Below are 23,138 nucleotides of genomic sequence, written 5' to 3' on the forward strand. Positions count from 1 at the left end.
CCCGGTGCGTGCCCTGCTCTCGGTCTACGACAAGTCCGGCATCGTCCACCTCGCCCGCGGCCTGGCCGCCGCCGGCTGGGACCTCGTCTCCAGCGGGGGCACCGCCCGCGCCATCGCCGCCGAGGACATCGCCGTGACCGACGTGGCCGAGCTCACCGGGGCCCCGGCGATCCTCGGGCACCGGGTGATGACGCTGCACCCGAAGGTCCACGGTGGCCTCCTGGCCGACCGGGACGACCCGGAGCACCAGGCCGACATGGCCGCGCACGACATCTCACCCATCGACCTCCTCGTATCGAACCTCTACCCCTTCGGGTCGAACCCGACGGCGTTCAGCCATGGCGGATCGGCGGGAGCCGTCGACCTGATCGACATCGGCGGGCCGGCGATGATCCGCGCCGCGGCCAAGAACCACGCCCACGTGGCGGTGGTGGTGGACCCCGCCGACTACGGGCCGGTGCTCGCCGAGGTGCAGACCTCGGGCGTCGTCTCGGAGACGACCCGCATCGCGCTGGCGGCCAAGGCCTTCGCCACCACCGCCGCCTACGACACCGCCATCGCGGCCTGGTTCGCCGCCGACATCGGCACCGGGCCCCCTCCCGAGCCCGCCGACGCCGAGCCCGCCGAGCCCGCCGATCTCGCCGTTCCCGCCGACGCCGCGACCCGACCCGCCGCCGACGGGGGCACGGACCCGCTGCCGTCGACGCTCCGCATCACCGCCGGGCGCGATCCGATCGCCCTGCGCTACGGCGAGAACCCCCACCAGCGCGCCGCGCTGTACCGCACCGAAGGGGCCGATCCGTGGTGGGCACACGTCACCCAGCACTCGGGGCTGGCCCTCAGCTATCTCAACCTCTACGACGCCGATGCCGCGTGGCTGCTGGCCCACGACCTGGCCCGGGCCACCGGCCAGGTGGCCTGCGCCATCGTCAAGCACGCCAACCCGTGCGGCGCGGCGGTCGCGTCCACCGCGGCGGAGGCGTACCAGGCCGCCTTCGACTGCGACCCGCGCTCGGCCTTCGGTGGCATCGTGGCCACCTCGGCGCCCATCGACGCCGCCACCGTCGACGAGATGGTGGCCGCGGCCCAGGCCGACGTGGTGATCGCCCCCGGCTACGACGATGGCGTCATCGACGCCCTGCGGGCCAAGCGCAAGAACACCCGGCTGCTCGACGCGCCCGCCCCGACGCCGGATCCCCTCCACGTCCGACCCGTCACCGGCGGCTACCTGGTGCAGGAGCCGCACCGGTTCGTCAGCCCCCCGGAGTCGTGGCGCGTCGTCACAACCCGCCAGCCGACCGACCCGGAGCGCGCCGACGCCGCCCTCGCCTTCCGCCTCTGCGGCTGGGTGACGTCGAACTCGATCGTCTTGGTGCGCGGCGGGGTGGCGTGGGGCATCGGCGCCGGTCAGCAGAACCGGGTCGAGGCCGGTCAGATCGCCACCGCCAAGGCGGCCGGCCGGGCCGCCGGCGGCGCGTGCGCCAGCGACGCCTTCTTCCCCTTCCCCGACGGCATCGAGGCCGCCGCCGCCGCCGGCGTCGCCGTCGTGGTGCAGCCCGGCCGACCCGACGGCTCGGCGCGCGACGACGAGATCATCGCCAAGGCCGACGAGCTGGGCCTGGCCATGCTGTTCACCGGCGAGCGCCACTTCCTCCACTGACGACCACCCCGCCACCAACACCCCTACAACTTCGAAACGGCCGCCTTCGGGGTCCGCTCTCACCCGCCAGGGCGACCAGAACGCAGGAGAACCGCTGCATGACCGCGATCACGATGGACGGCGAGGTTCTCGCCACCCGGATTCGCGACGACCTGCGGGCGCGCGTCGCGGCCGTCACCGAGGCCACCGGAACGCCACCTGGGCTCGGCACCCTCCTCGTCGGCGACGACGGCCCCAGCGCCAACTACGTGGCCATGAAGCACCGCGACGGCGCCAAGCTCGGGATCGCCTCGTTCGACGAGCGGCTGCCGGCCGACGCCTCCGCGGCCGATATCGAGGCCGTCATCGACCGGTGGAACGTCGATGCCGCCGTCGACGCCGTGCTGCCCCAGCACCCGTTCCCGCCCCACCTCGACTACGAGGCGCTGTACCGCCGCCTCGACCCCGACAAGGACGCCGACGGCCTCCACCCCGTCAACCTCGGCCGCCTCGTCATGGGCGTCGACGCACCCGTGGCTTGCACCCCGGCGGGCATCGTCGCCCTGCTGGTGGCCTACGACGTGCCCATCGAGGGCCGCCACGTCGTCATCGTCGGTCGGGGGCTCACCATCGGGCGCCCGCTCGCCAACCTGCTCACGTTGAAGCGACCGCACGCCAACGCGGCGGTGACCGTCGTCCACACCGGCGTCGGCGACCTGGGCGCATACACCCGTCAGGCCGACATCCTGGTGGCGGCGGCGGGCTCCCCGGGGCTGATCACCGCCGAGATGGTGAAGCCCGGCGCCGCCGTCGTGGCCGGCGGGGTCACCTTCGAGGGTCGTCGGGTCGTCTCCGACGTGGCCGATGACGTGGCCGAGGTCGCAGGCTGGCTGTCACCCCGCATGGGGGGTGTCGGGCCCATGACCCGGGCGATGCTCATGGTCAACACGGTGCGCGCCGCCGAGCGCCGCGCCGCCGCCCTGGCCACGGCTAACGCCGGCGGCTGAGCCGCCGACCCGAACTGGAGCATGGATCGGTCGCCGGGGCGGCCACGTCGTGCCCCAGAACGCAGCCCGCGACCGGTGAGGGCTACTTCACGTTCTTGCGGGTGTAGGCCCGCACCGCGAGTGGGGCGCACACGATCGTGATGCCCACGATCCAGATCCAGGTGTAGGCCACCGGGTGGGCGATCGACCACGGGTCGCCCGGCTGCACCGGGGTGTTCGGGTTGCCGAAGAGCACCCGCAGCGCGTCGGACAGGGTGGTGACCGGGTTCCACTCGGCGATGGTGCGCACCACGCCCGGCATCGACGCCACCGGCACGAAGGTGCTGGCGATGAAGGTGAGCGGGAAGATCGTGGCGAAGCCGATGCCGGTGACGCCCTCGGGCGTGCCGACGAGGGCGCCCAGGAGGATGCCGACCCAGATCATGGCGAAGGCGAAGGCCATCATCAGCCCGTAGGCCGCCAGCGCGTCGAGGAACCCGCCCCGGATGCGCCAGCCGATGAGCAGGCCGGTGAGCGACATGATCACGATCGGCAGCATCGTCTTGATCATGTTGGACACCGCGTAGCCGCCCATCACCGCGCCCTTGGCGACGGGCAGGGAGCGGAACCGGTCGATGGCCTGGTTCTTCTGGTCGTTGGCGATGCTCATCGCTGCGCCGAACGACGTGAAGACCAGCGTCTGGGCGATGATGCCGCCCATCAGGAACTCGCGGTAGCTGCCGCCGCCGGGCACCACGATGGCGCCGCCGAAGACGTAGGCGAAGAGCACCACGAACATCACCGGCTGGATGGTGGCGTCGCTCAGCTGCTCGGGCTGGCGTTTCATGTGGATCAAGCCCCGGCGGGCGAGGACCCAGGTGTCGTGGGCCAGGCCCCTGCGGGGGTGCCGCGAGGTGGCCGGCTCGGCGGCCTCGATGGTGAGCTCGCCGGCGGTTGCTCGGGTGGGGGCGGTGGGAGCGGTGGGAGCGGTCATCGGAGGGCCTCCTGGGGTGCGTCGGTGGCGGGGTCGTCGTCGGTGGTCGGATCGGTGTCGATGGGGGACCCGGTGAGGGTCAGGAACACCTCATCGAGCGTGGGCTGTCGGAGGCCGAGGTCCTCGACCCCGAGCCTCGCTTCGGTGAGGGCGTTGGCCACGGCCGCCAGGCCGGCCACGCCGTCGGTGGTGGGCGCCACGACGGACCGGACAGGACGGTCGACCACCGGCTCGGAGCCGGTGGTGCGGGCCAGGATGCCCGAGGCTTCGTCGAGGCGGGCGGGGTCCGACACCACGATGCCGATGTTGTCCCCGCCGACCTGGCGCTTGAGGCTGCGGGCGTCGCCGCGGGCGATCACCAGGCCGTGGTCGATGACGAGGATGTCGTCGGCCAGACGATCGGCCTCCTCGAGGTACTGGGTGGTCAGCAGCAGGGTGGTCCCGCTGCCGACGAGGGTGTCGAGCACCTCCCACAGCTCGGCCCGGGCCCGGGGGTCGAGGCCGGTGGTGGGCTCGTCGAGGAACAGCACCTCGGGCCGGGCCACCAGGGTGGCGGCCAGGTCGAGGCGACGGCGCATGCCGCCCGAGTAGCCCGAGGCCACGCGGTCGCCGGCGTCGGCGAGCGAGAACTGGCTGAGCAGCTCGGTGGCCCGTGTCCGGGCCTCCCGGCGGGGCATCTGGTGCAGCTCTCCGACCATCACCAGGTTCTCGCGGCCCGTCAGGAGCGGGTCGACCGTCGCGTCCTGGGCGGCCAGGCCGATGCGGCGCCGGACCTCTGTGGCCTGGGAGCGGACGTCGAAGCCGGCGACGGTGGCGGTGCCCTCGGTGGGCTCCGACAGGGTGGTGAGGATGCGCACCGCGGTCGTCTTGCCGGCGCCGTTGGGGCCGAGGACCGCGGTCACCGTGCCGATGGGGACGGCGATGTCGACGCCGACCAGCGCGGCCTTGTCGCCGTAGCGCTTGACCAGGCCGTGCGCTTCGATGGCGAGGGAGGGGGACATGCGGGTCTCCGTGGTGCAGGGGAGGGAGGGAACGGGATGGGAGGGCGGGGCGACACCAGCGCCGACGGGCAGCTTCTCATCGTGCCAGTTGGTCATCGTGGGGGGTGTGGAGCTTCCGACGGGTGTTCGGGCGTTCGATCGGGGAACAGCGGGGTCACGGTCTTGGACGTCCGGGGCGTCACGAACTCATCGGTGCGGGACGCAGGTGCGTCGCAGGGAGGGCTTCCCGTTGCGGTCCGTGCCGAGGTCGGCCGCCGTTGGCCGCGAGGTTCCTGCCGCGTGGAAGACGGGCACGATCCACACGTCCCCAACGACAGGAGCTGACCATGGGCTTGACGCAGGATTCCTTCGCCGCCACGATCGACGGCCACAAGATCGAGGTCGAGGCCCGATCGGGGCCCTGGGCGGGACGCTTCGCCCTCAAGGTCGACGGCGAGGTGCAGGACATGATCAAGGCCGTGACCGGTGACCACTGGCTCGAGGGTGCGTTGCCCGGTGGGCCCGACGGAGCCGGGCGCCAGTTCCGGGTGCGGGTCAACCTCAAGGCGGCAGGGCTCGGTGGGGAGACCTACTGGATCGAGATCGACGGGAACGAGACCAAGCTCGGCGAGGGCTTCATCATATGAGCGTTTGACACCGGCAGACCGCTCGACGTTGCTCCCGGGTCCTGGCGTGCGTCGTCGTGGGCGCGGCGTTGACCGCATGCACCGGCGACGACGACCCTGACGTTCTTCGACGACGGAGGCCTCGACGACGGAGGGCGCGACGACCACGTCGAGCCCGCCCGTGAGCGAGCTCGAAGAAGGCGACTGCCCGGTCGAGACCGATCCAGACGTGGAGATCACGTGCGGCACCATCGCGGTGCCGACCGACCACGACGACCCCAACGCCGACATGATCGATCTCGCCGTTGCGACGCTTCCCGCCGCGGATGACTCCGACGCCACACCGATCTTCCTGCTCGGCGGGGACCGGGAGAGCACACGGTGGTCCCGCTCCTCGAGGGCGTTGACGCCCGACGCGCCGTTCCTGGAGCTCGCCGCCTCTCGGGACGTGGTCGCGGCCGAGTCCTTCGACGGGGCCATCGCCGCCGTCGGTGACGAGTGCGCGGCCGACCCCACGTGCCGTGCGGATTACCCCGACGTCACCGAGAACGTGCAGCGGCTGGTGGAGCAGCTCGACGCCACGCCGATGGTCGAGGTGACCGACCCCGCGACCGAACAGGTCGCCCAGGTGCCGGTCGACGGGGCCGCCCTGGCCACGATCCTCTTCGGCCTCTTCTACATCCCTGACGGCCCGGCGACGATCCCGTTCCTGGTGACGTCGCTCGCGGCCGGCGACCTGAGTGGACTCGAAGGCCTCGCCTCCCAGCCCTCACCCGCGGTCGTCAGCCAGGGCCAACAGCTGTCGTTCCTCTGCGCCGAGGAGGCCGCCGTCGCGGACCCGGAGGACCTCACCACCGGCGACCTCGGCGTGGGCTCCCGGCTCGTGGAGAGCAACCCGGTCATCGGGTCCACGCTGTGGGAGCTGTGCGAGGTGTGGGACGTCGAAGCCGGTGACGAGGAGACCTTCGAGCCCGTGGACACCGAGGTCCCGCTCCTCGTCGTGACCGGACAGTTCGACCAGATCACCCCTCCCTCCTACGGCGAGACCGTCGCCGACGCAGCCGACACCGCCTGGTACGTCGAGGTGCCCGGCGTGGGCCACGCCCCGCTGACGGCCGCCGGTGAGTGCGGCCTGGGCGTGCTCGAGGCCTTCGTCGCCCAACCCACCGACGAGCCCGATGCCGGGTGCGTGGATGAGGGCCCGGGCTTCGCCACGCCCGATGAGATCGCGGCCCAGGGCGACGAGGCCAGCCCTGCTCCACCCTCCGGCTGACGACCGTCGGGCCGTGGCGGGGAGAATCGGCCCCCCGGGGGCCCTGGCCTAACCTCCACGCTCGTATGGCCCAGATCGCTGACCTCCTCGCCGCCCGGCGCACGGTCTCCTTCGAGTTCCCGCCGCCGAAGACACCCGAGGCCCTCGTCGCCTTCGACGAGACGATGGACGACCTCGCCCGGCTGGCCCCCGACTTCGTCTCGGTCACCTACGGCGCCCTCGGCACCACCCGGGACACCACCCGCGACGTGGTGATCCGGGTCGACAAGGAGCGACCGTTCCCCGCCATGCCCCACCTCACCTGCGTGGGCCACGACCGCGCCGAGATGACCGGGTTGCTCACCCACTACCGCGATGCGGGGATCGAGAACGTCTTGGCCCTCGCCGGGGACCCACCGGCGGACGGGTCGGACCCGGGGGGCGACTTCACCTACGCGACCGAGCTCATCGAGCTCATCGCCGAGGTGGGCGACTTCTCCGTCGGCGTGGCCGCCTTCCCCGAGGTCCACCCCCGGTCGGCCGACGTAGCCGTCGATCGGCGCTTCCTGGCGGCCAAGCTCGAGGTCGCGGACTACGCGATCACTCAGTTCTTCTGGGATGCCGCCGATTACCTCCGCATGGTCGACGAGCTGAGCGCGCTGGGGTGTGACAAGCCGCTCGTGCCCGGCGTCATGCCCTTCATCAGCGTGCCCGGGGTCCGGCGCATGTCGGCGATGAACGGCAGCGTCGTCCCCGCGGCGCTCGACGCGCGCCTGCAGCGCGTCGAGGGCGACAAGGACGCCACCCGAGCCCTCGGCGTCGAGGTCGCCAGCGAGCTCGGAGCCGAGCTGCTGGCCGCCGGCGTGCCCGGGCTGCACCTCTACACCATGAACCGGGCCGCCTCCGTGCGCCAGGTCTGCACGAACCTCGGTCTGCTCCAGGAGGGACAGGCGGGCTCCCCGCCCTCCTGACGGGCCGTGGCCGACGCGAGCGTTGCCCCGGAGGTCGTCGCGCTCGCTCATCGGTGCACCGTTACTGTCGTGGAGATCTGGGGCCGGGTCGTGGCTGCGGGGGACCGATGAGCGCTGCCGGCTCCGCAGGCTCCGCCGTCAGAGAGCCCGTGTCGTCTGGTTCGCTCGCGGCGCTCGCTCTCCGGCTGACCCGCGCCGAGGTCGAGACGCTGATCGTCGGCGTGCTGGCCGCCGCGTCCGCCCTCCTCGCCGGCCGGGTCGGCGCCGCCCCCACGGGTGCTCGCCCCACCGACGTCGCCCTGGCCGGTCTGCTCGGGGCCGCGGTCGTGGCAGTGGGCTCGCGAGCGTCACCCCTCGCCCTCGCCGTGGGGGCCGCGGTGGCGACCGTGGCGGGGGAGGGGGGAGCGCTGCGCGCCGCGGGCCTGGTCGCCGTGCTGGGGCCACCGGCCTCGCCGTGACCCGACATCGCGCGGCCGGCCTCGGCGCGGCCCGGCGACCGTACCCGCCGCCCGGGACCGCCGACGATGAAGCCTCCGAGACCTCGCCCGCGGCCGGTCCGCCACGCCCCGACGACTCCGCCCACCCCGTCGGCCTCCACTCGGTGCGGGGCGTGGTCGCCGCCGTCGTCGCCTTGCTGGTCGTCCAGGTGCTGTTCCGCCTGCCCCTCGGCGCACCGGTGCGCGGCTCCGCGCTGGTGGCCGCGGTCGGCTTGGCGCCCGTCGTGTGGTCGGGCTGGAGGGGGCTCTCCCGCCCGACCCGACGGACCTGGCGGCGGGTGGCGGTGGGCCTCGTCGCCGTCGTCGCCCTCGGCCTCGTCTCGGGCACCGTCGCCGCCTTGCGCGCCGCCTCATCGCTCCAGGCTGGGGGGGAGGCCACCGACGACGGGCTCACCGCCGTGCGCGACGGCGACCAGGACGAGGCCGAGGCCCACTTCCGGGCCGCCACCGACGACCTCGGTGCCGCCCGCGGCGCGACCCGGGCGTGGTGGTCGCTCCCGGCCCGCCACGTCCCCCTCGTCGCCCCGCAGCTGGCGGGCCTCGACGCCATGGCCGATGGGGGCGCGGAGACGGCCGAGCTGGCGGCCGACGGCGCGGGGCGCATCGACAGCGAGCGCCTCCGGCTCGTCGACGGCCGCCTCGACCCGATCGTCGTCGCCGAGGTCGGCCCCGTGCTCGACGGGGTGGCCGACGGGACCGCCCGGCTGCGTCGTGCGCTCGGGGGCCGCCGGGGGTCGGCGTGGCAGCTGGCTCCCGTCGCGGAGGCCCTCGACCGCTTCGAGGACCGCCTGGCCGACGCCGAGGGCAGTGCCCGCACCGGTGCCCTCGCCGCCGAGGTGGGTCCCGCCCTGCTGGGCGCGGACGGTGAGGCCCGCTACTTCGTCGCCTTCGTCACGCCGTCGGAGGCCCGGGGCACCGGGTTCCTCGGCAGCTACGGCCTGCTGACGGTGACCGACGGCGAGATCAACCTCACCATCGTCGGGCGCAACAAGGACCTCAACGCGGCCGGTCCCGTGCGCAAGGAGATCAGCGGCCCCCCAGACTACCTGGCGCGTTACTCCCGCTTCGAGCCTGGGTCGACCTGGGAGAACGTCACCTTCACCCCCGACGGGCCGACCGCGGCCCAGGTGATGGCCGAGCTCTACCCGCAGTCGGGTGGCCAGGAGGTCGACGGGGTGCTGCGCATCGACCCGACCGGGTTGTCGCGCCTGCTGCGCGTCACCGGACCGGTCGAGGTGCCGGGCCTCCCCTTCGTCCTCGACGCCCAGAACGTGGTGTCGTTCCTCGAGGTCGAGCAGTACCGCCGCTTCACCGACCGCGCCGAGCGCGTGGACCTGCTCGGCGACGTCGCCGCCGAGGTGTTCGACGCCCTCATCCGGGACGACGGCGTGGCCCCGGCCCGCCTGGCCCGCACGCTGGGCCCTGCGGTCCGGGGCGGCAACGTGTCGCTGTGGCTGCGGTCGCCCCGCGCCCAGCGCCTCGTCGAGCGCCTCGGGGCCACCGGCGCGGTGCCCGAGGTGCAGGGCGACGGCTTCGGGGTGGTGACCCAGAACGCGGCGGGCAACAAGGTCGACGCCTTCCTGCAGCGCACGATCCAGTACCGGGCGGAGGTCGATGCCGCCACCGGTCGGGTGGAGGCCACCGCGGAGATAGGGCTCGCCAACCGCGCTCCCACCACCGGTGAGCCGCCGTACCTCATCGGCAACCTGATCGACGCCCCCCCGGGCACGAACCGCATGTGGTTGTCGATCTACTCGCCCCTCGAGCTGGTGACGGCCGAGGTCGACGGGCAGCCGGTCACCCTCGAGGTCGGCCGCGAGCTGGGGCGCAACGTGTGGTCGGCGTTCGTCGACGTGCCCGCCGGGGCCTCGGCCAACGTGACCATCGAGCTCGCCGGCGCCGTCGACCTCTCCTCCGGGCGGTACCGCTTCGACCTCTTGCCCCAGGCCATGGTGCTCCCCGACCGGGTCGACGTGGAGGTCGCAGTGCGGGGTGGCCGGCTCACACCGGTGCCGACGGCCCCGGCCCCCGAGGGCGGGGTGGAGGGCGACGAGCACCGCGTGCACGCCGGCGTCGCCGCGTCGCGCGGCACCTGGGCGCTGGTGGCCGAAGTGCACCGGGACGGCGCCGACTGAGCTGTCCTCGATCCCCGCCCGTTCGGCACTCTGCGAGGTGCGCCCTGGATGTCGACCACGCTCAGTGGTACGCTCCGGATGTCGTCCGCGGGTCGTGGACCGGCGACGATCTTCACCAACGGTTCCACGCCAGAGGTTCTGCCATGCGCCGCCTGCTCGCCTTCGTCCTCCTCGCCCTGGCCCTGCCGCTCCTCGCGGCGTCGACCGCCGCCGCCCAGCAGTACCCGCCCACCGGCGAAGGGTCGCCTCCGTCGGTCGAGCAGGAGGCCGACCGGTCCGATGATGCCGGCGCGGCACCCCTGGCCCGCACCGGCTCCGAGGTGGGCCTCCTGGCCGGCGTCTCGGTCGTTTTGCTGGCCGGCGGCGCCGTGGCCGTGGTGGCGAGCCGGCGCCGACCGGCCCACCTCTCGGTCTGACGCCGGGGCGCGGGACAGCACGGTCCGCCGTCCGTTGAGACAAGTCTGAGACAACTACGATCCGGGCCCATGGCCAAGATCAAGGTGCAGAACCCGGTCGTCGAGCTCGACGGCGACGAGATGACCCGGATCATCTGGGCGTTCATCAAGCAGCAGCTCATCCTCCCCTACCTCGATGTCGCGGTCGACTACTACGACCTCGGCATCGAGCACCGCGACGCCACCGACGACCAGGTGACCGTCGACGCCGCCGAGGCCATCGCGCGCCACGGCGTCGGCGTGAAGTGCGCCACCATCACGCCCGACGAGGCTCGGGTCACCGAGTTCGGCCTGAAGCAGATGTGGGTGTCGCCCAACGGCACCATCCGCAACATCCTCGGCGGCGTCGTGTTCCGCGAGCCGATCATCATGAGCAACGTGCCCCGCCTGGTGCCGGGCTGGACCAAGCCGATCATCATCGGCCGCCACGCCCACGGCGACCAGTACAAGGCCACCAACTTCAAGGTGCCCGGCCCCGGCACCCTCACCATCACCTTCACGCCCACCGACGGCTCCGAGCCCATTCAGCACCTCGTCACCACCTATCCCGAGGGCGGCGGCGTGGCCATGGGCATGTACAACTACAACAAGTCGATCGAGGACTTCGCCCGGGCGTCGCTCGCCTACGGCCTGGCGCGGGGCTACCCGGTGTACATGTCGACCAAGAACACGATCCTCAAGGCCTACGACGGCGCCTTCAAGGACATCTTCCAGCAGATCTTCGACGACGAGTTCTCCGCCGACTTCGACGCCGCCGGGCTCACCTACGAGCACCGACTCATCGACGACATGGTCGCGGCGGCCATGAAGTGGGAGGGCGGCTACGTCTGGGCCTGCAAGAACTACGACGGCGACGTGCAGTCCGACACGATCGCCCAGGGCTTCGGCTCCCTCGGGCTCATGACCTCCGTGCTCTCCACGCCCGACGGGCGGACGGTGGAAGCCGAGGCCGCCCACGGCACCGTCACCCGGCACTTCCGCCAGCACCAGAAGGGCGAGAAGACCTCGACCAACCCGATCGCCTCGATCTTCGCCTGGACCCGCGGGCTCGCCCACCGGGGCAAGCTCGACGAGACCCCCGAGGTCACCGCCTTCGCCGAGACCCTCGAGAAGGTGTGCGTCGACGTCGTCGAGAGCGGCCGCATGACCAAGGACCTGGCCCTGCTCGTCGGGGGCGACGCCGAGTGGCTCACCACCGAGGACTTCCTCGCCGCCCTCGACGACGGCCTCCAGCAGCAGATGGCCTGATCGCCGACTTGACCGGTCCCGGAGCGCAGGGTCGACGGACCCGACCGGGGCGGCCTCACCGTTTCCCCGTCCCCGACCGGGGTACCCCGCTGCTGCCGTGCCGGGACGACCGATCCACCACACCGAGGAACCATCTTGAGACGATCCATGTTCGCCGCCATCACCGTCACCGGTCTGCTCCTCGCCGGGTGCGGAGGTGACGACGACTCCCCGGACGAGGGCACCACCACGGAGCCCTCCTCCCAGGAGACCACCACCTCCGAGGCCGAGGAACCGACGACGTCGGAGCCAAGCGGGTCCGAACCCGATCCCTCCGAGACGACCGAGGGCGAGGGATCGCCCGGCGGTGAGGAGGAGGCCACGCCCGGAGGGACCACCTTGGCCTTCGGCGATCCCGCTGTCGTCGAGTACGTCACCAGCGACGACGAGACGGCACAGTTCGAGGTCACCGTGACCGGCGTGGAGGAGTCCTCGCTCGACGAGCTGGCCGCGGCTGGTCTCGACGTGGGTGACGACGTGGCCGGCCAGGTGCCGTACCTCGTCGACTACTCGGCCACGAACCTGACCGACGTCGACGTCGCCGGCGCCTCGGTCAACGCTGACCTCAGCGGTGTCCTGGGCGACGGCGCCCGAGCCGGCACACTGATCACCATCGGCTTCGACCAGTGCACGTCGGGCAGCTTCCTCTCCGACTCAGCGGCCGGTGACACCGTGGAGGGGTGCAAGGTGATCCTGGTCGGCGAGGGCGCCGAGCTCAGCGGCATCGAGTACCTGGGCGAGCTCGACGAGCCCCTGCTCTGGCAGGAGTGACCGGGCAGTCCCCCGCTGACGGCTGCACGACCACGGCCACTCGCCCGGGCCGCAGCGCCGGGTCGCCCGTCGCGTCGGGGCCCTGACCTGGGCGGCGTGATGGCGGTGAGCATGGACGGGGTGTCGCGCACCGACCGCAGCGCCACCGGCGCCGACCGCCGCCCTGAGGGTGTCGAGCCCGCCGACGCCGTATCCTGTCGCCCATGCGCGCCTTTGACTCCCTCTACATCGACGGCCAGTGGGTCTCCTCCACCGGTACCGCCACCATCGACGTGGTGAACGCCTCGACCGAGGAGGTGATGGGGTCGATCCCCGAGGGCACGCCGGCCGACGTCGATCGGGCCGTCGCCGCCGCCAAGGCCGCCTTCGAGGGGTGGTCGGCCACCGACCCCGCCGAGCGGGCCAAGGCCCTCCAGGCCCTCGCCGACGGTCTCGGCGCCCGCAACCAGGAGATCGCCGAGACCATCACCGGCGAGGTCGGCATGCCGCTGTTCCTCTCCCAGCTGATCCAAGCCGGGCTGCCCACCGCCATCGCCGGCACCTACGTGAAGCTGATCGACGAGGTCGTGTGGGAGGAGGAGGTCGGCAACAGCCTGGTGGTGAAGGAGCCCATCGGCGTGGTCGGCGCCATCACCCCGTGGAACTACCCGCTCCACCAGATCATCGCCAAGGTCGCCCCCGCCCTCGCGGCGGGCTGCACCGTCGTGCTCAAGCCCAGCGAGGTCGCTCCCCTCAACGCCTTCATCCTGGCCGAGATCATCGACGGCATCGGCCTGCCCGCCGGCGTGTTCAACCTGGTCTCCGGTGTCGGCCCGGTCGTCGGTGAGGCCATTGCCTCGCATCCCGACGTCGACATGGTGAGCTTCACCGGCTCGACACGCGCCGGCACCCGGGTCGCCGCCCTGGCCGCCCCGACGGTGAAGCGGGTGGCGCTCGAGCTGGGCGGCAAGTCGGCCAACGTGATCCTCGACGACCTGAACGGCGACGACCTCGATGCCGCGGTGCGCAAGGGCGTCGGCTCCTGCTACCTGAACTCGGGCCAGACCTGCACCGCCTTCACCCGCATGCTCGTCCCTCGCCCGCGCCACGACGAGATCGTCGACATCATCCGGGACGAGGTCGAGAGCGTCTACACGCTCGGCGACCCGGCGGCGGGGGCCGGGCGCCTGGGGCCGGTCATCTCCGACAGCCAGCGCGAGCGGGTCCGGGGCTACATCCAGAAGGGCGTGGAGGAGGGCGCGACCCTCATCACCGGCGGCGCCGAGGCCCCCGACGACCTCCCCACCGGCTACTACGTGCGCCCCACCGTGTTCGCCGGGGTCGACAACGCCATGGCCATCGCCCAGGAGGAGATCTTCGGGCCGGTCCTCTCGGTCATCCCCTACGACGACGTCGACGACGCCGTGCGCATCGCGAACGACTCCCCCTACGGCCTCGCTGGCGGCGTGTGGGGCGCCGACAAGGATGCGGCCGTGGCCGTGGCCCGCCGCATGCGCACCGGTCAGGTCGACGTCAACGGCGGCGCCTTCAACCCCCTTGCCCCCTTCGGCGGCTACAAGCAGTCCGGCATCGGTCGCGAGCTGGGCAAGTACGGCCTCGACGAGTTCCTGCAGACCAAGGCCCTGCAGCGGTAGCCGGCCTCGTGGCGCGGCCGGAGCGCGAGCCCCCGAGACCCCCGACGGGGACCCGGCCGCCGTCGAGGCTCTGCTCGCCGCCCTGGCGAAACGCCACGGTGAGCCGCACCGCCGCTACCACACGGTCGAACACGTCGAGGAGGTCTGGCGCGAGGCGGCGCGCCTGGTGCCCCACGAGCCCGACGCGGACGCGACGGCCGTTGCGCTGGCGGCCTGGTTCCACGACGCCGGCCCCGGCGCCCACGGCGACGTCCCACCAGGCGTCGGGCAGGTCGTAGTGGTCGCGGTGGAACGCCCGGGGAGGCAGGCCCAGGTCGGCGGCGAAGCGTTGGAGCTCGTTGAAGGACTCGTTGCTGACCAGGTGGGCGAAGCGCCGCCCGTGCGCCGGCCAGATCGGCCGGTCGACCAGGATCACACCTCGATGACAGCCACGCCGGGAGCGTGCGCCACCAACGCGGCGATGTCCGACGAGTCCGACGTGACGATGGCGTCGCTCCGCCGGGCGGCGCTGGCGACCACGATGGCGTCGACCGCGTCATGACGGTCGGCCAGGGCACAGAGGCTCCCCGCCCGGCGGGCCAGGGCGTCGTCGGTGGCCTCGACCCGGCACTGCTTCAGGGCCCGGGCCAGGTTGGCCTGGCGCGATGAGCGCCAGACCTGGGTGACGACTGGAGCGGGGACATGTGGACGCACCCCTCGGTCGACAGCCCGGCGGAGGAGAAGCCACACCGTCCGATCGCGGCGGTCGAGACCGATCAGGGCTCCCGCGTCGAGGGTGAGCGAGCCGGCCACCTCAAGACCCGGGCCGCAGCGGTCGGGCCCGGTTGTCGGCGACACCAGCCGCATCGAGCAGAGCGTCGGCATGGGCCAGCTCCTCGTCGGTGAACGCGCCGTGCTCGGTCTCGTAGTCGTCGACCAGGCGCTGGAGCCCCAGGAGCGCTACTCGGTCGGCGGCCGCCTGGGCCAGGAAGGCGGAGACGGTCAGCCCCTCGCCCTCGGCGGTCTGCTGCACCTCGTCGAGGAGGTGCTCGTCCATGGAGGCGGAGTACTTTCGAGCGGCCACGGGCGGACCTTACTACCACGGTGGGAAGAGGCGACAGGGGTTCACGCCTCGCGCTCGTCGTCCCACCGGGCGATGCGGGCCAGGCCGCCGGGGTCAGAGCCGAGCTGGTAGGCAACCGCAGGCTCGCCGCCGAGGAGGGCGACCTCCACACGGAGGAACAGCCCCTGGGTCACGCCCTCGACCTCGTCGAGGTGGACCATCACCACCTCGGCCACCTCGGGGCGGAGGTCGACGGCCCAGCCCCTGATCAGGTCGTCGCCGGGCACGAACACCGCCGCCGGCCACCCCTCGCCGGTGTCATGGAGGCGGCCCTCGACCGCGGCGGGCCGCCAGCCGACGGCGTGCTGTTCGAGCACCCCCCACCGCAGGTGGCCGGGCATGAGGGTGCCGTAGACGAAGAGCGGAGGCGCCATCGCCGCCAGCGTCGCACAGCCGGTGGGCGGCACCGTCGCGGTGCTGACCTTGACCCGCTGGTCGATCGAGGCACCGCCGCCGTTCCGCGACTGGTGGCGGACGCGCCGACCCGACCCCGCGGACTCCGACGTCGCCCCGAGGTCCACCGCCGGTTCGGGTGGGGGCGAGGGCATCGGTAACGTGCCGGACGGATCGTTCACGACCCCAGGAGCCCGATCGTCATGACCACCGAGCCCGTCCGCGTCGCCGTCACCGGGGCCGCCGGCCAGATCGGCTACAGCCTGCTGTTCCGCATCGCGAGTGGCGCCATGCTCGGCCCTGAGGTGCCCGTCACCCTCCAGCTGCTGGAGATCACCCCCGCCCTGGGCGCCCTCGACGGTGTGGCCATGGAGCTCGAGGACGGCGCGTTCCCGCTTCTCGCCGACATCGTGAAGACCGACGACGCAGAGACGGCGTTCGGCGACGCGGAGGTGGTGCTCTTCGTCGGGGCCATGCCCCGCAAGGCGGGCATGGAGCGCGCCGACCTGCTCGGCGCCAACGGTGGCATCTTCGGCCCGCAGGGCAAGGCCCTGGCCCAGGCGGCCAAGCCTGACGTCAAGGCCCTGGTCGTCGGCAACCCCGCCAACACCAACGCCCTGATCGCGATCGGCAACGCGGAGGGTCTCGATCCCCGCCGGGTCACGGCCATGACCCGCCTCGACCACAACCGGGCCAAGGCCCAGCTGGCCGCTCGGCTCGACGTCTCGGTGAACGCCATCAAGAAGATGACGATCTGGGGCAACCACTCCACCACCCAGTACCCCGACCTCGTCCACTGCGAGGTCGACGGGCGGTCGGCCTTCGACGCCGTCGGCGATGAGAGCTTCGTCGTCGAGGAGTACATACCCACCGTGGCCAAGCGGGGCGCAGCCATCATCGACGCGCGCGGCGCGTCCTCCGCCGCGTCGGCGGCCAGCGCGGCGGTCGACCACGTGCGCGACTGGGTGCACGGCACCCCCGAAGGGGACTGGGTGTCGATGGCGGTCGTGTCCGACGGCAGCTACGGCGTGCCCGAGGGTCTCGTGTCGTCGTTCCCCTGCACCACGCGGAACGGTGAGTGGGAGATCGTCGGTGGCCTCGAGATCGACGACTTCTCCCGCCCCCGCATCGAGGCGTCGGTGGCCGAGCTGGTCGAGGAGCGCGACGCGGTCAGGGAGCTCGGCCTGATCTGAGCGACCGAGCGTCCGTACGGGCTACTTGAGGAACTTGCTGGTCGTGTTGTCGGCCAGCACCTTGCCGCCGGTCTGGCACGCCGCGCAGTACGCCACCTCGTAGGTCTTGTACTCGATGGTGCGGACCACATCGCCGCAGTCGGGACACTCCTCACCCTTGCGGTGGTGGACGGCACCGGGCCGCTGGCGCGACGAGCTCATGTCGTCGCGGCCCCGCTCGAAGGACATGCCCTCACCGACGCAGGCGGCGATGGCTTCGACCAGCCGCTCAGCGTCGGCTGCGCTCGCCCGCCCCGTGGGGGCGAAGGGCGACAACCGGGCCCGGTGGCACACCTCGTTGGCCAAGCGGCGTCCGAGGCCGGCGATCACCCGCTGGTCGCGCAGGAAGCCGTGGAGGCGAGACGGCTTGTCGCGCAGGAGCCGGTGGAGCGCCTCGGCGGTGACGGTGTCGGCGTCGGGCCCGATGCGGTCGAGCGGCGGCGCGACCTCCGGGTCACCGGCGACGACCCACACCCCCGCCTTGCGCTCGGTGCCGGCCTCGGTGAGCAGCAGGTTCCGACCGTCGGCCAGCTCCCAGCGGGCGACCCCGCCACGCGGCTTGGCCGCCGGCTTGGGATCGGGGCGCAGCCGGCCGCCCTGCATGAGGTGGATCACGAAGGTCGCCACGCCGAAGTCCAACAAGAGGTGCTTGCCCCGCTGGCCGACGTAGGCGAGCGGGTGGTCGATCGCCGCATCGGGCGCCGGGTCCGCGGTCTTCAGGGCGGTGAAGGAGAGCGGCCGGAAGCGGACGAGGGTCGTGCCGGCGAGGTCGCGGTCGAGGCGCTCGGCGTGGGCCCGGACCTCGGGGAGCTCTGGCATCAGCTCTCCTCGGCGTCCTTGGCGGTCCGCACCGAGGCGAACACGTCGCCCAGGCCCGAGAGCGCAGGAGCCAGCTCGAGCAGCATGCTCACGTCGCCGCCGACCCGGATGCGGCCGAGGACGAAGGCGGTGCGGGCCGCGACCTCGCCTCGTGCGACGGCGGCGGCGACCTCTGCGTCCTGGGAGAAGGTGACGTCGGGGGCCTCGGCCGGGCCCGGGCGCACCGCGACGGCTCCGTCGTTCAGGACCACGTGCCACCGGGTCAGCCGTTCGCCGTCGACCACCTCCTGGCCGATCACGACGTGACGCCCCCGCGACGCCTCGCGGAGGCTGTCATCGGCGCGGGCCGCGGCGTCGAGCGCCCCGATCCACTCCTCCGACCACGCCGCGGGCATCGCCGCACCCTACCGGTGGCGTCTCCCGGCTCGGCGGTGCGCGACCTACCATCGGCGCCGATGTCGCACCCCGATCCCCCGTCCGAGGGCGGCGCTCCACCGGCGCCCACCCTCACCCCGTCCGACGAGGGGCCTCACCCCCCCGGCCCCGAGGCGCTCTGGAACGAGTCGTGGTACTTCGACTGGGCGGCCGACGACGGGCGGCTCGGGGGCTATGTCCGGCTCGGGTTGTACCCGAACCTGGGCGTGGCCTGGTACTGGGCCTGCGTGGTCGGCGAGGATCGACCGCTCGTCACCGTGATCGACCACGAGGTCCCCTTGCCCGGCTCGGGGCTCGAGGTGCGCTCCGAGGGCCTGTGGGCCGCGCACAACTTGGAGACGGCGTTCGACCACTGGTCGCTCGGGTGCGAGGCGTTCGCAGTGAGCGTCGACGACCCGGCCGAGGTCTACGGCGCGCTGCGCGGCGAGCGGGTGCCCTTCGGCTTCGACCTCGAGTGGGAGACCGTCGGCGGCGCGTACCCCTATCCCGGCGTGGATCGCTACGAGGTGCCGTGCCGGGTGAGCGGTGAGGTGCTGGTGGGCCAGGAGCGGATCCAGATCGACGGGTCGGGTCAGCGTGACCACTCCTGGGGCGTGCGCGACTGGTGGTCGGTCGGCTGGTGCTGGACGTCGAGCGCCCTCGACGACGGCACCCGCACCCACGCCACGCACGTCACCCTGGGCGACGCCCTCCTCTACGGCACCGGCTACCTCCAGGCCCCGGGGGGCGTCCCGGTCGGGGTCGAGCGGGTCGAGCGGGGTCAGGAGCTGGGGGCCGACGGGCTGCCGAGCTCCGGGTGGGTCGGCTTCGGCGGCGACGGTGAGGGGCCTGCGGAGGTCACCCTCGACATCACCCCGGTGGCCTTCGCCCCGGTGCTGCTCACCGGTCCGGAGGGCCAGGCCTCGCGGTTTCCCCGCGCCCTGTGTCGCTACACCGCCCGCGACGGCCGCACCGGCGTCGGCTGGACCGAGTGGAACCAACCCCAGCCCCAGACCTGAGCCCTGAGACCTGAGCCCTCAGCCGAACTGGGGCGTGATCTGGTCGTCCTGGCGACCAGCGCGTGCCCCAGTTCGGCGGGGGGCGGGGGCGGGGGGGTGACCCGGATGCTCGTCAGTGACGGACGCGGGCGGGGTCGCCGATGATGGCGTCGGCCTCGATCTCGACCTTCCACCGCGCGTCGAGCAGCCCGGCCACCACGACCGTGGTGTTGGCCGGGCGGACGTCGTTGAAGAAGGTGCTGTGGGCCCGGGCCACGGCGTCGAAGTCGGCGGCGTCGACCAGGTAGACCCGCGTCCGGACCACGTCGGAGAGCTGCCCGCCGGCCTCCAGCAGAGCCCCCTCGATGATCTCCAGGCACCGGCGGGCCTGGTCCTCGGCGTCGGGGTCGACGGTGCCGTCGGGCAGGTGGGGCGAGGTGCCGGCGACGTGGATCTGGTTGTCCACGCGCACCGCCCGGCAGTAGCCCATGAGCAGCTCCCACGGGCTGCCGGAGGAGATGTTCTGGCGCGGCTCGTCCATCGGCGCAGGCTATGCGCCGGCCGAAAGGTGCCCGGACGCCCGACCCAAGGCGTGGTGTCCCCGCCGGCCGGATGCCGCAACATGGGGCATGGCCGACGACAACACCCCGGGCGGAGCCGACGCGGCCTACGGCCGGTCGGCCGACGCGTATGACCTGATCTATGACGGCATCGGCAAGGACTACGCCGCCGAGGCGGTCGAGGTGACCGCCCTGGTGCGGGCCCGACGGCCCGCGGCGCGCACGCTGCTCGACGTGGCCTGCGGGACGGGCGGGCACCTCGTGCACCTCCGCGAGCAGTTCGCGGTGGAGGGCGTCGAGCTCAGCTCCCACATGGCGGCCCGGGCGCGGGCCCGGCTGGGGTCGGTCCCGGTCCACGAGGGCGACATGCGCACCTTCGCCCTCGGCCGACGCTTCGACGCGGTGACGTGCCTGTTCTCCTCCATCGGGTACGCCCGCACGCCTGAAGACCTGGTCCGGGCCGTCCGGGCCATGGCTGACCACCTCGTCCCCGGCGGGGTGCTGGTAGTCGACGGGTGGCTGACGCCGGACGCCTGGGTCGACGGCCACGTGCACGCGGACGCGGCGTCGGTGCCGGGCCGGGCGGTGGCGCGCACCACCCGGTCGTGGCGGCTGGGTCGCACGAGCGTGCTCGACATGACCTGGGTCGTGACCACCCCATCCGGCACCGACACCTTCGCCGAGCATCACGAGCTGGGCCTGTTCACCACCGACGAGATGCGTGCCGCCCTCACCGCCGCCGGCCTGGTCCGTGGTGACGAGATCCCCGGGGCGGTGGCGGGGGAGCGCTCCCGCTGGGTGGCCGTCGCGCCGGGCTGAGGCGGACGCTTCGACCTGGCGCGGGCCGGGTGGGCACCGCGAGACGACCGGAACCCGAGCGAACTGGGGCATGATCTGGTCGCCCCCGCGACCAGCGCGTGCCCCAGTTCGCTCGGGGCAGGGGTTCAGGGGGCGGCGTCGGCCGCGGCTTCGCCGGCGTCGCGGGTGAACACGCCCTTGGAGAAGGCGATGGCGGCGACCACGACCACCGCGGCCACGACGGCGATGGCGATGCCGGCGGGCTCGCCCACCTGGCGGAGCTCCCGCAGGGCCGCCTCGTCGTAGAAGCCGATGATCGCCGGCAGGATCAGCAGCGACACCAGGTTCATGACCTTGATGAGCGGGTTGAGGGCGGGCCCGGCGGTGTCCTTGAACGGGTCGCCGACGGTGTCGCCGATCACGGCCGCCTTGTGGGGCTCGGAGCCCTTCCCGCCCTCGGCGCCGTCCTCGATGTACTTCTTGGCGTTGTCCCACGCGCCGCCGGCGTTGGATAGGAAGTTGGCCATCAGCTGACCGACGACGATCACCGACGCGAGGAAGGCGCCCAGGGAGATGGGCCCGAGGCCGAAGCCGATGATGACCGGTGTGAGCACCGCGATCAGCGCCGGCGTGGCCAGCTCGCGCAGCGATGCGGTGGTGCAGATGTCGATGGCGGGGCCGTAGTCGGGCTGCTTCTCGCCGCTCATGATCTTGCCGTCGGCGAACTGGCGTCGGACCTCCTCGACCACGACGCCGGCGGTCCGCGACACCGCCCGGATGGCCAGCGAGGAGAAGATGAAGGCGATCGAGCCTCCGATCAGCAGGCCGATGAACACCTTGGGCTCGGCCACGTTGATCGGGTAGGAGGCGTCGGGCAGCGGCGAACCGGCCGGGGTGATCTCCTCGATGATCGTCTCGCCGTAGGAGGCGAAGAGGGCCACCGCGGCGATGACGGCGGAGCCGATGGCGAAGCCCTTGGTGACGGCCTTGGTGGTGTTGCCCACCGCGTCGAGGCTCACCATGATCCGCTCGGGCTCACCCTCGAAGTGGCCCGACATCTCGGCGATGCCAGCCGAGTTGTCGGCGACGGGGCCGAAGGTGTCCTCGGCCACGATGATGCCCGTGGTCGAGAGCATGCCGATGCCGGCGAGGGCCACCAGGTAGGTGGAGAACTTGAAGCTGCCGCCGCCGAGGGCGATGGCCCCGCCGATGGCCACGGCCACCGCGATCAGGCCCCACACCGCAGACTCGAGCCCGAGGCTCATGCCCTCGAGGACGGTGGTGGCAGGGCCGGTGCGGCTGGCCTTGGCGATGTCCTGCACCGGCTTCTGGGTGGTGGCGGTGTAGTAGGCGGTGATGCGGGAGGCGGTGAAGCCGAGGGCCACGCCGACCACGATGGCCCCGAACATCCGAGCCCCGGGCTGGGAGACGGTGGCCCCGTCAGGGTTGCCGACGTAGGCGAAGGCGAGCACCGCGGCCCCGGCGATGGAGATGACCTGGGCGATGGTGATGCCCCGGTTGATGATCTTGAGGGCGTCGTCCTCGCCGGCGCGGGCCTTGGCCAGGTAGAGCCCGATGATCGAGGCGACGACGCCGATGGCCATGACGCCCACCGGGAAGACCAGGCCGCGGGCGGCGACGTCGGGGCCGAGGCCGATCCCGGCGAAGGCGGTGACGCCGAGGATGATCGACGCGACCAGGGTGACGCCGAAGCTCTCGAAGAGATCGGCGGCCATGCCGGCGCAGTCGCCCACGTTGTCGCCCACGTTGTCGGCGATGGTGGCCGGGTTGCGGGGGGCGTCCTCGGGGATGCCGACCTCTACCTTGCCCACCAGATCCGCGCCCACGTCGGCCGCCTTGGTGAAGATGCCGCCACCGACGCGGAGGAACAGGGCCAGGAGCGAGCCGCCGAAGCCGAACCCGACGAGCATGGCCGTCGAGGTGTTCTGGAAGATCAAGATGATGGTGGTGGCGCCCAGCAACCCCAGGCCGGCGGTGGCGAGGCCGACGACGCCACCTGTGCGGAAGGCCACCAGGAAGGCCCCGGCGAAGTCGGACCGGACGGCGGCTGCGGTGGTGCGGACGTTGGCCTTGGTGGCGAGCCACATGCCGAGGAAGCCGATGGCGGCCGAGGCGATTCCGCCGACGAGGAACGCCACCGTCCGGAAGAGGCCGGACTGGAAGAAGCTGAGGGCGACCTCGGTCTCGGTCTGGTCGATCTGGGTCGAGGTGAGGAACACGACCACGGCGAGGGGCACCACGATGACGGCGATGGTGCGGAACTGGCGGGTGATGTAGGCCATCGCCCCCTCGTGGATGGCGTCGGAGATGACGGTCATCTCCTTCGGGCCGTCATCCGCGGCCAGCACGCCGCGCATCATCACGAAGGCGACCGCCAGCGCGCCGAGGGCGATGAGCAGCGAGATGAGCAACACCGTGGTGTCGGTGCCACTCAGGTCGAAGGCCTGGTAACCACCCTCGGCCAGCACGTAGGACATTCGTCAACCTCTCGTGGGGCTCGCAGCTCGTGGGGTACGAGCCGCACCGTCTGCAGCACAGGGGCCGCGCGTCACCCAGCCGCCCGGCAGCGGGACT

24 protein-coding genes are annotated in these 23,138 nt (G+C 72.6%); 14 read left to right on the plus strand and 10 right to left on the minus strand.

Going from position 1 to position 23,138, the window contains the following annotated elements:
* The first annotated feature begins 4 nt into the window (after positions 1–4).
* On the plus strand, positions 5–1,660 hold the full coding sequence (gene purH, locus VNL12_RS03700) for a bifunctional phosphoribosylaminoimidazolecarboxamide formyltransferase/IMP cyclohydrolase (RefSeq protein WP_325591597.1): 1,656 nt from the start codon (positions 5–7) through the stop codon (positions 1,658–1,660).
* 98 nt (positions 1,661–1,758) lie between these two features.
* Positions 1,759–2,646, plus strand: coding sequence for a bifunctional 5,10-methylenetetrahydrofolate dehydrogenase/5,10-methenyltetrahydrofolate cyclohydrolase (locus tag VNL12_RS03705; RefSeq protein ID WP_325591599.1), 888 nt, complete (start codon positions 1,759–1,761; stop codon positions 2,644–2,646).
* Positions 2,647–2,728: 82 nt separating this feature from the next.
* Here VNL12_RS03705 and VNL12_RS03710 read toward each other — a convergent pair whose 3' ends face one another.
* Together VNL12_RS03710 and VNL12_RS03715 are read right to left on the minus strand one after the other, a co-directional pair.
* Complete coding sequence (locus tag VNL12_RS03710; protein ID WP_325591600.1) at positions 2,729–3,619, minus strand: ABC transporter permease; 891 nt, start codon at positions 3,617–3,619, stop codon at positions 2,729–2,731.
* Entirely contained in the window at positions 3,616–4,620 is a 1,005-nt protein-coding gene (locus VNL12_RS03715) for an ATP-binding cassette domain-containing protein (RefSeq protein ID WP_325591602.1), read from the minus strand. Before VNL12_RS03715 ends, VNL12_RS03710 begins: the two co-directional genes overlap by 4 nt.
* Positions 4,621–4,946: 326 nt before the next feature.
* On the opposite strand from VNL12_RS03715, the gene VNL12_RS03720 reads away from it, so the two are divergent.
* From VNL12_RS03720 to VNL12_RS03760, 9 genes are all read left to right on the plus strand, one after another.
* Positions 4,947–5,246, plus strand: coding sequence for a hypothetical protein (locus VNL12_RS03720; RefSeq protein ID WP_325591604.1), 300 nt, complete (start codon positions 4,947–4,949; stop codon positions 5,244–5,246).
* A gap of 160 nt (positions 5,247–5,406) precedes the next feature.
* A complete protein-coding gene (locus VNL12_RS03725) occupies positions 5,407–6,498 on the plus strand; it encodes an alpha/beta fold hydrolase (protein ID WP_325591605.1) in 1,092 nt (363 codons plus the stop codon).
* Between the two features lie 65 nt (positions 6,499–6,563).
* A complete protein-coding gene (locus VNL12_RS03730; protein ID WP_325591606.1) occupies positions 6,564–7,448 on the plus strand; it encodes a methylenetetrahydrofolate reductase in 885 nt (294 codons plus the stop codon).
* Positions 7,449–7,555: 107 nt separating this feature from the next.
* On the plus strand, positions 7,556–7,906 hold the full coding sequence (locus tag VNL12_RS03735) for a hypothetical protein (protein ID WP_325591608.1): 351 nt from the start codon (positions 7,556–7,558) through the stop codon (positions 7,904–7,906).
* Complete coding sequence (locus VNL12_RS03740) at positions 7,903–10,080, plus strand: DUF4012 domain-containing protein (RefSeq protein WP_325591610.1); 2,178 nt, start codon at positions 7,903–7,905, stop codon at positions 10,078–10,080. Before VNL12_RS03735 ends, VNL12_RS03740 begins: the two co-directional genes overlap by 4 nt.
* 143 nt (positions 10,081–10,223) lie before the next feature.
* On the plus strand, positions 10,224–10,496 hold the full coding sequence (locus VNL12_RS03745) for a hypothetical protein (RefSeq protein ID WP_325591612.1): 273 nt from the start codon (positions 10,224–10,226) through the stop codon (positions 10,494–10,496).
* A 69-nt stretch (positions 10,497–10,565) separates the two neighbouring features.
* Positions 10,566–11,783 (plus strand): NADP-dependent isocitrate dehydrogenase, encoded by a 1,218-nt coding sequence (locus VNL12_RS03750; RefSeq protein WP_325591614.1) that lies wholly within the window; start codon positions 10,566–10,568, stop codon positions 11,781–11,783.
* A gap of 135 nt (positions 11,784–11,918) precedes the next feature.
* Positions 11,919–12,593: a hypothetical protein gene (locus tag VNL12_RS03755; RefSeq protein ID WP_325591616.1), complete on the plus strand. Its 675-nt coding sequence runs from the start codon at positions 11,919–11,921 to the stop codon at positions 12,591–12,593.
* Positions 12,594–12,796: 203 nt separating this feature from the next.
* Positions 12,797–14,227, plus strand: a complete 1,431-nt coding sequence (locus tag VNL12_RS03760; RefSeq protein ID WP_325591617.1) for an aldehyde dehydrogenase family protein — start codon at positions 12,797–12,799, stop codon at positions 14,225–14,227.
* Here VNL12_RS03760 and VNL12_RS20795 read toward each other — a convergent pair.
* Genes VNL12_RS20795 through VNL12_RS03775 form a run of 4 tightly spaced genes read right to left on the minus strand, consistent with a single transcriptional unit; the run spans position 14,121 to position 15,877 of the window.
* Complete coding sequence (locus VNL12_RS20795) at positions 14,121–14,642, minus strand: DUF4031 domain-containing protein (RefSeq protein ID WP_349257789.1); 522 nt, start codon at positions 14,640–14,642, stop codon at positions 14,121–14,123. The two genes, VNL12_RS03760 and VNL12_RS20795, sit on opposite strands and share 107 nt — an antisense overlap.
* Complete coding sequence (locus VNL12_RS03765) at positions 14,639–15,019, minus strand: hypothetical protein (protein ID WP_325591619.1); 381 nt, start codon at positions 15,017–15,019, stop codon at positions 14,639–14,641. Before VNL12_RS03765 ends, VNL12_RS20795 begins: the two co-directional genes overlap by 4 nt.
* Before the next feature lies 1 nt (position 15,020).
* Positions 15,021–15,290 carry a hypothetical protein gene (locus VNL12_RS03770; protein ID WP_325591620.1) on the minus strand — a complete coding sequence of 90 codons (270 nt, stop codon included), beginning with the start codon at positions 15,288–15,290 and terminating at the stop codon, positions 15,021–15,023.
* Positions 15,291–15,331: 41 nt separating this feature from the next.
* A complete protein-coding gene (locus VNL12_RS03775) occupies positions 15,332–15,877 on the minus strand; it encodes a gamma-glutamylcyclotransferase family protein (protein WP_325591622.1) in 546 nt (181 codons plus the stop codon).
* Between the two features lie 48 nt (positions 15,878–15,925).
* Between VNL12_RS03775 and VNL12_RS03780 the strand changes: the two genes are divergently transcribed.
* Entirely contained in the window at positions 15,926–16,915 is a 990-nt protein-coding gene (locus VNL12_RS03780) for a malate dehydrogenase (RefSeq protein ID WP_325591624.1), read from the plus strand.
* Between the two features lie 21 nt (positions 16,916–16,936).
* On the opposite strand, the gene VNL12_RS03785 is transcribed toward VNL12_RS03780, so the two are convergent.
* The gene (locus VNL12_RS03785; RefSeq protein WP_325591626.1) at positions 16,937–17,773 is read right to left on the minus strand and encodes a DNA-formamidopyrimidine glycosylase family protein; all 837 of its coding nucleotides are present in this window, start codon (positions 17,771–17,773) and stop codon (positions 16,937–16,939) included.
* Complete coding sequence (locus tag VNL12_RS03790) at positions 17,773–18,168, minus strand: SCP2 sterol-binding domain-containing protein (RefSeq protein WP_325591628.1); 396 nt, start codon at positions 18,166–18,168, stop codon at positions 17,773–17,775. Before VNL12_RS03790 ends, VNL12_RS03785 begins: the two co-directional genes overlap by 1 nt.
* A gap of 60 nt (positions 18,169–18,228) precedes the next feature.
* On the opposite strand from VNL12_RS03790, the gene VNL12_RS03795 reads away from it, so the two are divergent.
* Positions 18,229–19,206: a DUF7065 domain-containing protein gene (locus VNL12_RS03795; protein WP_325591629.1), complete on the plus strand. Its 978-nt coding sequence runs from the start codon at positions 18,229–18,231 to the stop codon at positions 19,204–19,206.
* Positions 19,207–19,318: 112 nt separating this feature from the next.
* On the opposite strand, the gene VNL12_RS03800 is transcribed toward VNL12_RS03795, so the two are convergent.
* Positions 19,319–19,726, minus strand: a complete 408-nt coding sequence (locus VNL12_RS03800) for a RidA family protein (protein ID WP_325591630.1) — start codon at positions 19,724–19,726, stop codon at positions 19,319–19,321.
* A gap of 88 nt (positions 19,727–19,814) precedes the next feature.
* Between VNL12_RS03800 and VNL12_RS03805 the strand changes: the two genes are divergently transcribed.
* Positions 19,815–20,564 carry a class I SAM-dependent methyltransferase gene (locus tag VNL12_RS03805; RefSeq protein WP_325591632.1) on the plus strand — a complete coding sequence of 250 codons (750 nt, stop codon included), beginning with the start codon at positions 19,815–19,817 and terminating at the stop codon, positions 20,562–20,564.
* Positions 20,565–20,689: 125 nt separating this feature from the next.
* Here VNL12_RS03805 and VNL12_RS03810 read toward each other — a convergent pair whose 3' ends face one another.
* Positions 20,690–23,041 (minus strand): sodium-translocating pyrophosphatase, encoded by a 2,352-nt coding sequence (locus VNL12_RS03810; protein ID WP_325591633.1) that lies wholly within the window; start codon positions 23,039–23,041, stop codon positions 20,690–20,692.
* Between the last annotated feature and the right edge of the window lie 97 nt (positions 23,042–23,138).

Source organism: Iamia sp. (assembly GCF_035575815.1).
Lineage (GTDB): Bacteria > Actinomycetota > Acidimicrobiia > Acidimicrobiales > Iamiaceae > Iamia.

Coding starts and splice junctions, on each gene's coding strand:
- VNL12_RS03790 (WP_325591628.1), bottom strand. CDS start 18,168: ATGCCCGCGGCGTGGTCGGAGGAGTGGATCGGGGCGCTCGACGCCGCG.
- VNL12_RS03795 (WP_325591629.1), top strand. CDS start 18,229: ATGTCGCACCCCGATCCCCCGTCCGAGGGCGGCGCTCCACCGGCGCCC.
- VNL12_RS03775 (WP_325591622.1), bottom strand. CDS start 15,877: ATGCCCTCGCCCCCACCCGAACCGGCGGTGGACCTCGGGGCGACGTCG.
- VNL12_RS03780 (WP_325591624.1), top strand. CDS start 15,926: ATGACCACCGAGCCCGTCCGCGTCGCCGTCACCGGGGCCGCCGGCCAG.
- VNL12_RS03800 (WP_325591630.1), bottom strand. CDS start 19,726: ATGGACGAGCCGCGCCAGAACATCTCCTCCGGCAGCCCGTGGGAGCTG.
- VNL12_RS03735 (WP_325591608.1), top strand. CDS start 7,556: ATGAGCGCTGCCGGCTCCGCAGGCTCCGCCGTCAGAGAGCCCGTGTCG.
- VNL12_RS03760 (WP_325591617.1), top strand. CDS start 12,797: ATGCGCGCCTTTGACTCCCTCTACATCGACGGCCAGTGGGTCTCCTCC.
- VNL12_RS03810 (WP_325591633.1), bottom strand. CDS start 23,041: ATGTCCTACGTGCTGGCCGAGGGTGGTTACCAGGCCTTCGACCTGAGT.
- VNL12_RS03730 (WP_325591606.1), top strand. CDS start 6,564: ATGGCCCAGATCGCTGACCTCCTCGCCGCCCGGCGCACGGTCTCCTTC.
- VNL12_RS03745 (WP_325591612.1), top strand. CDS start 10,224: ATGCGCCGCCTGCTCGCCTTCGTCCTCCTCGCCCTGGCCCTGCCGCTC.
- VNL12_RS03750 (WP_325591614.1), top strand. CDS start 10,566: ATGGCCAAGATCAAGGTGCAGAACCCGGTCGTCGAGCTCGACGGCGAC.
- VNL12_RS03805 (WP_325591632.1), top strand. CDS start 19,815: ATGGCCGACGACAACACCCCGGGCGGAGCCGACGCGGCCTACGGCCGG.
- VNL12_RS03720 (WP_325591604.1), top strand. CDS start 4,947: ATGGGCTTGACGCAGGATTCCTTCGCCGCCACGATCGACGGCCACAAG.
- VNL12_RS03710 (WP_325591600.1), bottom strand. CDS start 3,619: ATGACCGCTCCCACCGCTCCCACCGCCCCCACCCGAGCAACCGCCGGC.
- VNL12_RS03785 (WP_325591626.1), bottom strand. CDS start 17,773: ATGCCAGAGCTCCCCGAGGTCCGGGCCCACGCCGAGCGCCTCGACCGC.
- VNL12_RS03705 (WP_325591599.1), top strand. CDS start 1,759: ATGACCGCGATCACGATGGACGGCGAGGTTCTCGCCACCCGGATTCGC.
- VNL12_RS03715 (WP_325591602.1), bottom strand. CDS start 4,620: ATGTCCCCCTCCCTCGCCATCGAAGCGCACGGCCTGGTCAAGCGCTAC.